Genomic DNA, 12,896 nt, shown 5'->3' with positions numbered 1-12,896 from the left:
GGTCCTCCTCCTCTAGTCATCTGTTTTATTTTCTGAAAGGGTATCCATATATTTTTCTTGCATTAGTTTTGCTTTTTTCTTATTTTTGTATGTCGTATAGGCGAGTACACTAATAATGATCACGATTAGAACGATTGCTGCAATCAACCACCAGTTGGTATCTTTAACGGAAACATCTGATTGGTTCAAGCGTCTTGCTTCGTCTGCTGTCACATCAAAAGTTTCTTCCCAAGACCATTCATGTTCGCCAGAGCGAGCCGTCATATTCAGCACATATGTCCCGCTTCTAAAACGTTCGCCATTGAGTGAGATTGGAAAATTAAAATTGGAGTTAGGTGCCATTTGCATCATCTCCTCTGATGCTCGATATAAAATCGTATCAGATCCTTCTCTACGTATCGAGGCTTCCACACTTAGTTCATTCACAAAAGTAGGTAAGAAATTCTGGATCGTCGCACTAAAGGCGTTTCTATAATTGATTTGATCCGCAAATACATCTAAAAGTGCCAATTCTGGAACAATCGTTTGTGTACGATCATTACTCGCTACGACACCAATCACATAAGAAAAAGAATTGATGATCTGCATTCCTTTATCCTCAGAATCCTCTTCCTCTTCTTCTTGTGCCACTTCGCTTAGTTGTAAGCCACCGGCTAATAATCCTTCTACCTCATCCTGAGGCATAGTGAGGGTTGTTACGATCCGTTTTTCCTCTCCTGCTTCTAAACGAATGGGTTCATCTTCGACATCCAGTAAGTCCTTCATTTCCACTTTTAATGTAGGATCGGGCTGGTCCGTTTCTCCGCCATATTCAACCACACCATTGATATTTGTGTAGGCAGTATGAGCTGTGATCGAGAGATCGATCGGGATATTTCTAACATTTTTCACCACTAACGTGAGTTCTTCTGTTTCTCCTGGTTGCAATTCCACATCAAAGTAGCCTTTATCATCCCCAAATTGACTTTCAGGCGTAATGGTGCGAACACTAAAATTTAGTTCACCATTGGCAAATACCTCTTGAGAAAAACCAACAAACCCGATTATTACATAAAGCATAACCAGAAAAGATGCTGTAAACTTGTTCAATAAAGGCATAGTTATCTCCTTTCTAAAAAACAACGATGCTGACTGCATCGTTGTTTTTTATCAACCTTTCAAATCTCTAGCTAGTTAATTGATATTTGCCGGTGTTGCAGACAATGTCCATAATAAATTAGTCGTATATTTGGAATTAGCATCTGTACGTGTTGTGCCAGGTACATTTAATTGTACAGAAGGATTAGCCAATCCTCCATCTACTTCACTGTCTTGCACTAAGTTGGCTTTATCTCCCCACATGGCAGTACTTAGTCCATAGCCTATGTTACTTCCGGCAGTCATGATTACGCGGCTATTTTCCGGAATCAACGTGAAACCTGAATTTATCGTTGGTAATTCGTCACTTGTATTTTGAGCTGTCCCATTTGCAAACGTGACTTGAGCACCACTTAAGCTTCTTTCCCCATTCGTAAATTGTGCTTCTTGTTTCAATGCCAGATTCCAACCTGTTAGGTCTTCACGTAAGTCACGTACTTGAGCAAATTGTGCACGGGCTGCTTGATTTGTCGCTTCATTGACCCATGGGCTATTCATATCAGGATTAGGAAAGTCAGTTGATTCTTCATCGATGTCAAACCACCAAGCCGCAGCTGGATAAGATTGATCTAATGCTGAATTTTGACGTGAACCAAAATCATAATCGCCAACGTATGCAATTGCGAAAGCACCTTCTTGAGTAGGAGGTACGATGACTTCTTCTGGTCCTGGGTTTGGATCAATTGTTTCACCGTTCTCCTCGTCCGCTTCACGATATTGAATCTGTCCATTCGTTTTTAGTGTTCCATCCTGATCTGTATCGTCTGCATGAACAACCATACTTCCTGTTGCTAGACTTGCTAATAACACTGACATTGATACTAGTTTTAATGCTTTCATTTATTCGTTCTCCCTATTTGTTTTATTTTTTTGTAAAACATCTACTTGATAGTGCGACTTGCTCGTTTATTTTCTTATCTCTTCGTTTTAACCAAGTTCGAATGACCCATAAAAGAATTAGTAGACCCAGCAACCCGTAACTTGGTATCACTTGATTTAATTTTGGTAATTGTCCATTCACCTGTACATATTCGTCTCTATCTGAGGGTTGCGCCTGCTCTTCAGAAGGTGGTTGTGGTTTAGGGTCCCCTTCATAATCGATTTCTCCGTAAAACCCTACATTCTTATTCGTTTCTACAGAGGAGCCTTCTGCCGCAAAGATTTGAACTGGTTGATAAAACATCCCAAGAAACAATAAAATAGTCCATAACAAATACCAAGGCTTCTTTTTCACATTTATTTCATTCCTCCTATTCTAGATAACTACATTTATTTTCTTCTAAATAACATTTTTATGACTCAAGTTTGTTTTTTAGAAGAGTACATTATATACTTTAAACAACGCACGTATTCTTTCGCAATTAGCGTTTTTCACCATACTCTGAAATTATTACTATTTACTAATTATACTTAACAGATATACTTTACTTAAAGTTAGCTACACCTAAAACAAAGAATCAACTACCCTAAACTAAACTGATCTATGAGAGGTGGGTACATTGAAAACATTCCAACTGAATTTCATTACCAATAAACCCCTGATACGATGGCTTCAAATCCTCAATGAATTTGAAAAGAATGCTTGTTGCAACGCGAATGACTTAGCAATACTTACTGAGAGCACTTCTAGAACAATCGGTAAAGATATCTGTCAGATCCGAGATTATTTTGAGGATTCGATCACGATTGAATCTACCCATCAGGGGTATATATTCAAACAATTGAAATTAGTCACTTACGAAGAGAAAAAAACTGCTTTACTTGAGAACGAGCCACTTTTTTTAATTCTTGAGAAAATTTTTTTTGCTGAATTATATACCCTTGACGATTGGTCCGATCAGTTACATCTCTCTAAAACGACACTCTTGAAATACCTCAAAAAGATCCAATCACAGTTAGTTCATTTTGATTTGGACATCACGTATGATCCCGTAAATATCATTGGTCAAGAAGCAGATATACGACATTTTTTTTGCACGTTTTTCTATGAATCTGAAATCACTCCTCACACCATCTTCCCATCCGTTTCCGCTCAGCAAGCGGTGAATGAAATCAGTTGTCTGTATAAGAATGACTTCTATCGAAATACCTCATTTTTCTTATACACTTACTTACTTTATATCTCGGTTGAACGATTCATGCAGGGAAATACAGTGAACGTAAATAACCACTTACGCTGTGTCTTGACTGATCGGATGCAACAAGTACATGCCGAAAAAATAAATGACGTAATTGAAAAATATTACGGCATCCGTTTACCTGAAGATGAACTGATTTTCTTATTCTGTAGCATTATTACACAGAGAAAAATGAGTGATATCATTGTTGAAAAACAGTTTTGTTCAACATACAATCAGTGGCCAGAAAGCAAGCGACTTGCAGAAGATTTTCTAGAAATATTAGACTGTAGCGATGAAAATAAGCTCGTCAATCTGACCTTTTTAGAATCTTTTTTTACAACGGCGAAACTGAAAGAATATTTGTGCATTTCTGCTAATCGAAATACGCAAGATATCAATCGATTTATTCAAAAAATCTTCCCGAATGAGTGTCGTAAGTACCAACATTTTCTAGAAAACAGCTCGGATTATCATTCGCTATACTCTCATGACTTTTTAGTAGATTTCACTTCTAACTTAGTGATCTACGTCGAAACCATTCGAGAACGCTACTGGAAAAACAAAAAAAATATTGCCTTTCTTTTTGAAGGCAACAATCATGTCATCCAGTTCATTGAAGCCATATCGAATAAATATTTTATGGAATATCAATATGTGTTCTATCCAAACGCTAGTGAAGTAAATAAGAACTATCTTCTTAAAAATAAAATTGATTTTTTGATCACTAATCATCCTGAACATGTAGAAGAATTCCAAGAAGTAACAGAATGTATTCTTTTTCGGTCTATTCCTTCTGCTTCCGATTGGAATCGCTTACTCGAAAAAATCAATCCGAAAATCATCAATCAATATTTTTTAGCTGATAAAACGAGCTTTCCCTCATCCATATACGAATGATAAATCCACCATACTCCAATGGCCTTTCGAATGGGTCTTTGCTAAGCAGATTTTAACTATGTCTACGATTACTCCTAACCCTGGCTTACGATTATTTTATCAGCACCTGTATCATGAAATGCTTGTTGTTTAGATTTGCAAATATGTATCGATTTTTAAGACAAAAAAACTCCCTCAAATGGAAATAATCTTTGAGGGAGTAAAAACGTGATAACGTTAGTCGTTCATTGATTCAGTTGAGGGAAATGTATCTGGGTACAGCTGACTAGCACTTCCAGCAGTATACTCTCGATAACCATTGAACCCTAAGAAATTCTGTGTAAAGCTATTGATGTTCGAAGAAACCACTTGACTCCCATTTGCACCACTTAACTGTGTTTGTAGATGGGCTGTCCAAGCATGAGTCGGTGTTGGTCCAAAATTATTATTCGCCCAAAAAGCATTTCGAACGGCATTGATCTGGATATTTGTTCCTAACGTATGGATCAATGGACTAGAATAAGCGGCAGAACCTGTTTGTCTTAAATGGATTTGGTAAGGATTATCAATTGTTAAATGTCCAGATCCAAGGACTTTTACTACTGGCTCGCCACCAGTATGATCTGCTTTAAATGTTGAGAATTCCCCCACATACATCCGACCATTTGTTGAAATTTGTACAGGTGATAAAATATTCGAATTGACAGTCAAACTGCCGTTGTTGATCACATTCAATTGATTCGCCACGATGGCTTCATTCATGATCACTTGGGAGCCAGAGTCGATTTGCACTAGACCATCTGTTCGGATAAATGGTTGTTGTCTCTGTCTTGTTTGTTCATTCCCAACAACCAACGTATTCCCAGAAAAACTTACTGTTGAACCAGAGACACCTTGTACAAATGGTTGTCTGACTTGGTTTCCGTTTGTAACAATTGGTCGATTCGAGTTAGAGTGAAAATGAACATGTCCACCAAACCCTACATGTAGGGAATGATTATTATTCATATTGATAGTCGAATTATTGAGGAAATTGATTGTCACCGCTCGATTGACTGTGTTTAGACTAGTTAAAGCGCTATTGAAACTTGAGGTGACATTGATTACTGATACATTTGAATTATTGATGGCACTTCTAAATCCAGACCATGTTCTTACGGATGCAGTTGTGCGATTTTGATCATCTACAAAAAATTCCACGTCCTCATCATTTGTAAATGTTTCCCCATACATTGATAACGTTTCCCCATCTTTCAGAAGAACACCACCAGCAGTTTCGCCTTCTGTCAATGATTGTGCTTCTGGTACGATTTCACTTGCAGCGACATTCGTTACTGAAATTGGGCCAGCAAGGAGCATACCGCTTAATAATAAGGTACTCATAAGAGTCATTCGTTTCATTTTCTTTCCTCCATTCATTTGATAATTTAAGATTAACGAAGAACTCACATTGAATCAAAAGTGTTTTTTCGTGACTATACGAAATTTTTTAATTGATTCTTTTAAAGTTCTTCATAACCTTTTCTTTCATTTTCTTTCATTTTTTCCACTCATCTTACTCCGGGAATGTCTCAGGATATAGTGGCATCTCCATTCCAGCAGTATATTCTCGATAGGAATCAAATCCTAAAAAATGATTTTCAAAACTAACTGAATTTGAACGAAGAACTTGCGAACCATGGGGGCCACCAAGTCGTGTCTGTAATTGACTATTCCAAACATGAGTAGGACGAAAACTCATATTATAATTTTCCCAAAAGGCATTTCTCACGGCATTGATTTGCATCAGCACGGCAGAAGAATCGATCAATGGTGCGATAAGCCCACCAAAACCCGTCTGTCGTAGATGGATACTGAGTGGATTATCAAAAAAAATCTCCCCGCCAGTCATTTTGATCACTGAGTGACTCCCCCCATGCCTCACTTTTAACGAAGAAAATTCACCGACTCTAATCGTCCCATTGATTCCCATTTTTATAGGTGTGATTTCATGTGCGCGTAATTCTAAATGACCATAGTTGATCACAAATAAATCATTCGCTTCGATTGCTTCATGTATCCTTACATTGGAGCCAGACGGAACCTCAATCAATCCTTCTGTTCGAATAAAAGGTTGCTCTCTCAGTTCAGTTGAAGCATCTCCGATGACCACTTCTCCATTCAGACGAATCGTACTCCCATAAGAACTTTGGATAAATGGTTGCTTTAATTGTTTTTTACTAACAAATATAGGCGACTTGGCGTTCGCTTTGATTTCTAAAACAGAGTTCTTTGCCAATTTAAGTGCATGATTATTTTCCAAATCTATACGAGCAGCATTGATAAAATTGATCGTCAATGGGCGATCAATCGTATCCAACGAATGAAAGCTGCTATTGAAACTAGCTACCACGTTGATAACGCTAACATTCCGATCGTTGATAGCATTTCGAAATTGGTACCACGTTCTTACTTCCGCTGTTTTACGATTTTCCTTGTTTACGACATAGTACGCCCCATCTTCACTGATAAAATGATGGACGTTATCGGCTAATGATTCACCATCCTCAAGCAGCCTACCTCCAACTGATCCTCCTTCCTCGTCCGCAGAAACATGTGTCGCTGCTTCAATTCTTGATGTAAATACAAAAGGGGAGTATATCATTTTTCCTAAACACAATACCAAACTGAACCACATGATTTTTTTCATAAATCCCACCGCTTTCCTTTAGTAAAATAATCATACAGGAAAGCTAAATAGAATAACAAAAGTGTTTTTTCTGCGAATCACGAATTCTTCTATTTTTTATAGCTAGAAGTTTTTTCCCCTTTCGCACACACAACCCATAAAAAACGAAGAAACCAATAAGTACCTTTCACTGAAAGGCACCTATTGGTTTTTTTAGTAACTATTTTTTTTCGGATCGTTGTCACACGAACGCTGATTCTTTAAGATTGCGAGAACAAGCCAGCCTACCACAAGCAAATAGCCCAGCCACAAGAAACGGTGACTACTCAAAGCATTTGTCTTTGGCAGATTCCCTTGTTTTAGTTGTGAGATATCTGCGACAAGGGTGTGGTTTTTGTCCTCGTTTCCATGTGATCCATTGATCGCTTCATCTTTTTCTTTTGTACTAGCGCCTTCCCCGATTCGTCCGGTAACAGTTACTTGTCCTGTTATCGTATCTGCGACGACTACTTTATTCAGCAAACCGTTCGAGATAATGAGGAATAAACTCGCAATATAAAACAATTTCATTCTTTTTATCATTTGATTTATCCCTTCTTTTCTGGGATTTCAGTGATTCTTTTTTATGCTACGTTAGGTGAGAAACTCAAAACTAATTTAAACGTTGGGTTTAATTCCGCTGAAGCATTCACGGGTGTTGCTTTACCAGTGAATCCAAATTTCCCTGCATTCACTCCATCATTTCCTTGTAGTCTGAAAAGTTCTGATGCCGTTATCGTTGGTTCGCCATCTTCAAACAAATCAATTGTCGTCACATTTGGTGCCCCCACCGTATTTACGCTCAATAAATCTACTTCTTTCATATTCACTGGCGTCTCTACATCAGAAACTGAAGCAATCACGCCAACAGCAGAATTATTCGTAATCGTGTGTTCAGGTGACGTAATTGTGGTATGATTTGAGGCTTTTGTTGTGTAAAATAAGGCGGTTGTTGGAATCGTCACATTGATCCATTGATCCAAATCCTCAGGATTTGGTCCAGGTGTCGTATTATCGAATTCACCGATGATCCCCCGTACAAGAACGTCTCCTGACGTCTCTCCTTCACGCCCGTCAATCACTTGCTCTGCTCCTACGATTGTCCCAGTTGCCATGATCCCTGCGATTGTTGCTGTACTTAGAAGTGCTGCTACTATTTTTTTCATCTAAATTCTCTCATTTTCTTTTTATTTTAGTTATTAACAATAATCATTACTTCCGCTTCAGTGACCCCTTGTTTTTCTTTCGTTTCAGGGTCATAGATATTAACGGTGGCTTTAGCAGGATACTCTCCTTTAGCTAGTTGTTTTTCCAATTTTACATTTTCTACGAATTGGTTCGGATAGATGGCACCAGAAGAATAAATCAGCTCGTCACTAGATATTAAAGAAATATCTACTGTAATCGGATAAACATTCGTCCCAGGATTGACAATCTCGATCGAGCCTTCACTCTGTCCGTTCTCAAAGACGGCTTCTGGATTGATTTGTAATGTAAAATAATTGGCATCGGCTACTTCTTGCGCACGTTCCGCCAAGCGTTGATCAGAGGCATCACCAACTGCTGGTAAAAGATCCGCACTGATCAATGGCACCTGATCTTTTGATTGATTGAAATAATAGGCAAGACCACCGGCAATCAACGAAAATAGTAAAAACCACAAGAGCCATTTACGCTTATTCTTATTTTGTGCTTGGTTCGTTTCCTCCAATGGCTTCACCTCCTTGATAACTATTTTTTCTTTAAATTCGTGGGACGAATCTTAACACGATTCGGTAATTAGGCACGAGCGTGTTCTCGTAATAGCCTCCTTGCTCAATCTCAGGATTATCAACCCACCGTGGATAATCCCCATAAAAATCTCCTGATAAGGAAAGGGGTGTACGATCTCCTTCTGATAAACGAATCAGATGTTGCTCTGGCATCGTTGCGTATAACTGTTTTTTGACCTCTGGAGTTTGAATATTCAAGCGCAACAATGGCTTCGTAATATCCTCATAACTAGGATCCTCCACATCACTTTCTACATAGTCAAGTGGATCTTCCCCTTCTTTCAAAAGAACGATTCCAGCAGGATCATCAATAGCAACTTGGTTGATATACGTATCGACAGCTACCGAAGATTGGTTGTGGATCTCATAGGTTTGGCTCTCAAACTGGCGGTTCGATTCTTCTCCGTCATACAATGATTCAAAGATCATTTTGACAGGGATCGTTACCCGCAAATGTTCAACTTTTGAGGTCAGATCGATACCGATCGTCATCTGATATGCTTTATTGCCGACTTCAAGAATAGCGTAGTAACTTCCGTCTTCTTTACTATCTAACGAAAGATCTGTCTCAATGATGCGAAAATCATTGGTCATGTCTTCTTCAGATAAGATATTTCTTGCTTGCGCACGACTTTCTTGGAGAATGAGCGCATGTAATGCTTCAACAGTAGCTAACTCGTTGATCTTAGAACGATCTAAGGTAAAGTTATTGCTCCGATAATCAATACCTTTGATGACTGTTTGCTCTTCTGTCACATCCCCAGTTGTATCCCCAGAAGGCTTTGACAGTTGGATTTCGACCGTTGACTCCGTTTCAAGACGTTCCATTTCTGCTAAATTGATTTGGAAGGAACGAACTTTCTGTTGGTTATCTTGATAGTCTCCCCAGACAATACGAGGAGAATCTTTTTCAAGAACAATCGTATTTCCTTCTGTGTTTTTATAGGTAATCGTCAAATGATCCACCGATTCTGTGGCATGACCGTGAATCGCTACAGATTGGTCACTCACAGGGTCCAGTTTGGCAATGAGTTGTTCAGGCGGAACTGGCTCCCAGATGTAAGTACCTGGATAAGTGCCATCATAGTTATTCATAAACTCGGTTGAGTTTTCAAACGCGATAACCCCCGTTTCGCTCGTTAAACTTTCTTCTAAAACCCACCGTCCTGTATATTGATCAGTTATTTCAATCTGTGGCAAATTTGTCGAACCAACTGATGACGCGGTTAGGAAAACCGTTTTTTCTCCCAGAACGATTGTCTTTAAAGGTGTATTATTAAACATAGCTAAAACAAAAATGCTTCTTGCTATATCCCAATTACTGATATCTAATTTTGTTAAAGACGTTGCACCATTGAACATATACACAGTAGAAACTAAAGCGGAGGTATTCCAATTACCTAAATCTAGTTCTGTGATTGAGCTTGCCGATTGGAACATGCCACCCATATCTGTGACATTTGACGTATCCCAATTACGTAAATCTAATTCTCTTAGATTTGATGTACCGGAAAACATCATCTGCATGTTTTCGACATTTGAAACATCCATTCTATCAATATTCTCGATTATTTCCAGATTTCGCAAGTCTATAAACAGAGCCCGTGAATTTTTTGGTAATATTACTTGATCTTCCACGATGATTTGCTTAACTGAAGAATGGGTTTTCCAAGGTGCATCTGCTACTGCGCCTGCTTCCCCACCATATAATGTGATTGTTTCAGTTCCCTTCTCATATTCCCAAGGGACCGTTCCCCATAGATTCTGTTTAGGCTCGTAAGTATAGACAACCGTTTGTTCTTCAACCCTAAAAGTCCCAGAGGCATTTTCGTGAGTCTTGCTCAATTGCCAACCACTAATGCTTAACGCTTCGGTTGTGTAGGTTTGATCAACTAACCCAGTCAGCACTCTAGGATTGGCTAATTGATTCCCTGCCTCATCTTCATGCTTTACAGTAATATTCCCACCTGGAACCGATTCATAGACTGCACGAATCACAGAGTTTCCAGCTCCATTTTGGCTTACAGCAAGATCTGGGATATTTGGACTAAATATGAATATTGGACCTGAAACGACTTCCCATCGTAAAAATCGGTAACCGGGATTGGGGAACGCGTGCATATTACCCATGCTCTGTCCTACCTGGAGCCATACCACATTCGATCCTGACGAATCAGTTCGTCTAGGATTACCACCAGCTGGTGGACTTGCAACTAATTCTAAACGATACTCAGTCGTACGATTACTTCCCTCTTTACTATTTTCTAATTCTTCTGATTCTTCTGTCTTTTCTGGATGTTCCGAAATCGCTGTTACTTCATGATTATCAGAAGAACTTGACTGATCAGCCGCATAAGTGAGTTGAAACGGGAGATGGTGCAAAAGCAAAGCCATGATCAATAATAACTTTCCAACGATTTGGCTAATTGTATTTATGTTCATACCACTCCTCCTAGTATTTGACCTACTGCATTATTCTTATTAGAAACTTATAGCGAGCAACGTTTAGACATTCTTTTTATCAACTGTCATTTCTTGTGGGCTCGAAGATAACTCTTTTCCCAAAAATTCTGTAAGTCAATTTGCATGTTTATTACTTCACTAAGATTACATTGATTTTTTAATGAAATAAAATCATCTATTTCATTAACGTCTGAAATAAATGAAAAAAAACAGTCGCTATTTTTATTAGCAACTGTAAGAAAAACATTAATTATAGGTTTTACGATAAGGATTTATTTTTCTTTCTAGTCGTTGCCAATCATGATCATCTGGAACAGCTTTCAACAAGAGAAAATCGCTCTCAATGATGTAATCTAAAAGATAGCGATTGTAGTTTGTCACAATCAAATCAATATGTGCGGCGTTCAATACTTCTTCTGCTAGATAATAAAGCGGTAAAAAAACTAATGTATGTTTACTCCCAAATTGTTGGCGTACACGAGTTATAATTTGTTGACAAACAAAATGATCCCCTTCCAGAAGAAAGTAAATTGTTTTACTTGGTAAATAAAAATCGAAAATTAAATTACTATAAATCGTTAAACTCACACTTATATCTTCCATGTATTTTGAAGAAATAGAGTAGTTTTTCCTTTCTTTTTTTAAAAAACCTAAATTCCGCTGATAATTCTCATTATCTGAGCGTATAACTGCTTTTTTTATCTCTATCGCCTCTTTATTTAATACAGGTGATAACAAATCATTTATTTTTCTAGAGAGAAAAAACGAACGTAAGAATGTTGTGATTTTTTGATCAATATTTTGGGGGAAATCAAATTCCTTTAGATATCGATTCGTGAGTTGAGAAATTTCTGTGCCTTCATGAAAATCTTTATAAAACTTTTTCTCTGATTCTTCATGGTCTAGGGTACGTTTACAGATAGTGACTAAATAAATCCAAGCGAATTCTTCTTTTGATAATTCGACCTTATAAAGTTTCTTGATATCCTCTTTCAAAGAATGAAGGAGAGAGAAATTCTTTGCTTTGTATGCTAATTTCGCCAATTTTCTAGGAATCTCTATAGAAAAACCCAGTCCTGCACGTTTGATTGCGATAAAAAATGTATAATAAAAGGCTGCCGGCGTAGTTCCAGATCCAACCTCATCTTGGCCCAATTTATTGCTTAATTTTTTTAAAACCAATTCATGTAATTCAATATCAGGAACAAGCGTATAGGGGGTTTCTACCCCTTCATAATAAAAATCCTTGAAGAATTTTCGTAAATTTGCTTCTCTTCCTTCAATCGACACTGGATTAGATACCCACTCTAGTCCATAACTCTCTAAAACTGCGGTTGATCGGTTCAATAATCGCCGAAAGGTACTCTCAGAAAAATGATAGAAATGTGCAAGTTCATCGATATTTGACAATTCCCCTAAAAAAATATTGCCGATAATTTCAAATAAACATTCATTTTCTAATAATTGTTGTTTTCTTTCTTGGTATATCGAAGTTTTTTTTTCTTCAAAAAGGATTCCACTATTGCCTGACTCTAAACTGATACAATCATCAAAATAGTCTTTGATATACTTGATATCATTGGCAATCGTTCGTTGTGTCACTTGGATTTTTTCGGCCACTTCTCCAATCGTAAACAATCGTCTTCGTTCAATCATACTCAATATTCGAAACAAACGGCTAGTCGTCCGATTACTGATAAATGCCAATTGTAAGTCTTTCAAGTTTTCCACCTCATTTTTTAAATGAACACTTTTCTTCATACTTACATATAAATAACACAACCAATCGGAATGATAAACTATATTGTTTCTCCTTGAGAG

General features: G+C 37.8%; 11 protein-coding genes. 1 reads left to right on the top strand and 10 read right to left on the bottom strand.

The window, feature by feature from the left end; translation table 11 throughout:
• Positions 1-12: 12 nt before the first annotated feature.
• The 3 genes from I2F89_RS07615 to I2F89_RS07605 form a co-directional block, all read right to left on the bottom strand.
• Positions 13-1,098, bottom strand: coding sequence for a DUF916 and DUF3324 domain-containing protein (locus I2F89_RS07615; protein WP_195514057.1), 1,086 nt, complete (start codon positions 1,096-1,098; stop codon positions 13-15).
• A gap of 75 nt (positions 1,099-1,173) precedes the next feature.
• Entirely contained in the window at positions 1,174-1,977 is an 804-nt protein-coding gene (locus tag I2F89_RS07610) for a WxL domain-containing protein (RefSeq protein ID WP_195514054.1), read from the bottom strand.
• Between the two features lie 22 nt (positions 1,978-1,999).
• Positions 2,000-2,371 carry a hypothetical protein gene (locus tag I2F89_RS07605; RefSeq protein WP_074801954.1) on the bottom strand — a complete coding sequence of 124 codons (372 nt, stop codon included), beginning with the start codon at positions 2,369-2,371 and terminating at the stop codon, positions 2,000-2,002.
• Positions 2,372-2,636: 265 nt separating this feature from the next.
• On the opposite strand from I2F89_RS07605, the gene I2F89_RS07600 reads away from it, so the two are divergent.
• Positions 2,637-4,154, top strand: a complete 1,518-nt coding sequence (locus tag I2F89_RS07600; RefSeq protein ID WP_115357319.1) for a helix-turn-helix domain-containing protein — start codon at positions 2,637-2,639, stop codon at positions 4,152-4,154.
• A 216-nt stretch (positions 4,155-4,370) separates the two neighbouring features.
• Here I2F89_RS07600 and I2F89_RS07595 read toward each other — a convergent pair whose 3' ends face one another.
• The 7 genes from I2F89_RS07595 to I2F89_RS07565 all read right to left on the bottom strand — a co-directional run bounded on the left by I2F89_RS07595 (position 4,371) and on the right by I2F89_RS07565 (position 12,797).
• Entirely contained in the window at positions 4,371-5,534 is a 1,164-nt protein-coding gene (locus I2F89_RS07595) for a hypothetical protein (RefSeq protein WP_195514053.1), read from the bottom strand.
• Positions 5,535-5,688: 154 nt separating this feature from the next.
• Entirely contained in the window at positions 5,689-6,822 is a 1,134-nt protein-coding gene (locus I2F89_RS07590) for a pectate lyase-like adhesive domain-containing protein (RefSeq protein WP_195514051.1), read from the bottom strand.
• A 192-nt stretch (positions 6,823-7,014) separates the two neighbouring features.
• A complete protein-coding gene (locus I2F89_RS07585; protein ID WP_074802050.1) occupies positions 7,015-7,383 on the bottom strand; it encodes a hypothetical protein in 369 nt (122 codons plus the stop codon).
• A 41-nt stretch (positions 7,384-7,424) separates the two neighbouring features.
• On the bottom strand, positions 7,425-8,006 hold the full coding sequence (locus I2F89_RS07580; protein WP_195514049.1) for a hypothetical protein: 582 nt from the start codon (positions 8,004-8,006) through the stop codon (positions 7,425-7,427).
• A 26-nt stretch (positions 8,007-8,032) separates the two neighbouring features.
• Positions 8,033-8,551, bottom strand: coding sequence for a hypothetical protein (locus I2F89_RS07575; RefSeq protein WP_195514047.1), 519 nt, complete (start codon positions 8,549-8,551; stop codon positions 8,033-8,035).
• 31 nt (positions 8,552-8,582) lie between these two features.
• Complete coding sequence (locus I2F89_RS07570) at positions 8,583-11,054, bottom strand: BspA family leucine-rich repeat surface protein (protein WP_195514045.1); 2,472 nt, start codon at positions 11,052-11,054, stop codon at positions 8,583-8,585.
• A 267-nt stretch (positions 11,055-11,321) separates the two neighbouring features.
• The gene (locus I2F89_RS07565; RefSeq protein ID WP_195514124.1) at positions 11,322-12,797 is read right to left on the bottom strand and encodes a helix-turn-helix domain-containing protein; all 1,476 of its coding nucleotides are present in this window, start codon (positions 12,795-12,797) and stop codon (positions 11,322-11,324) included.
• Between the last annotated feature and the right edge of the window lie 99 nt (positions 12,798-12,896).

The sequence above is a fragment of the Enterococcus sp. 1001283B150225_161107_E12 genome, from assembly GCF_015556925.1.
In the GTDB taxonomy this organism is placed as follows: domain Bacteria; phylum Bacillota; class Bacilli; order Lactobacillales; family Enterococcaceae; genus Enterococcus_B; species Enterococcus_B mundtii.
The sequence above is the reverse complement of the archived record's forward strand: the minus strand, read 5'-3'. Positions and strand labels throughout refer to the sequence as shown.

What these genes read in the sequence shown, in the direction of transcription:
- I2F89_RS07615 (WP_195514057.1), bottom strand. Translation starts at nt 1,098, where the DNA reads ATGCCTTTATTGAACAAGTTTACAGCATCTTTTCTGGTTATGCTTTAT.
- I2F89_RS07610 (WP_195514054.1), bottom strand. Translation starts at nt 1,977, where the DNA reads ATGAAAGCATTAAAACTAGTATCAATGTCAGTGTTATTAGCAAGTCTA.
- I2F89_RS07595 (WP_195514053.1), bottom strand. Translation starts at nt 5,534, where the DNA reads ATGAAACGAATGACTCTTATGAGTACCTTATTATTAAGCGGTATGCTC.
- I2F89_RS07590 (WP_195514051.1), bottom strand. Translation starts at nt 6,822, where the DNA reads ATGAAAAAAATCATGTGGTTCAGTTTGGTATTGTGTTTAGGAAAAATG.
- I2F89_RS07585 (WP_074802050.1), bottom strand. Translation starts at nt 7,383, where the DNA reads ATGATAAAAAGAATGAAATTGTTTTATATTGCGAGTTTATTCCTCATT.
- I2F89_RS07580 (WP_195514049.1), bottom strand. Translation starts at nt 8,006, where the DNA reads ATGAAAAAAATAGTAGCAGCACTTCTAAGTACAGCAACAATCGCAGGG.
- I2F89_RS07570 (WP_195514045.1), bottom strand. Translation starts at nt 11,054, where the DNA reads ATGAACATAAATACAATTAGCCAAATCGTTGGAAAGTTATTATTGATC.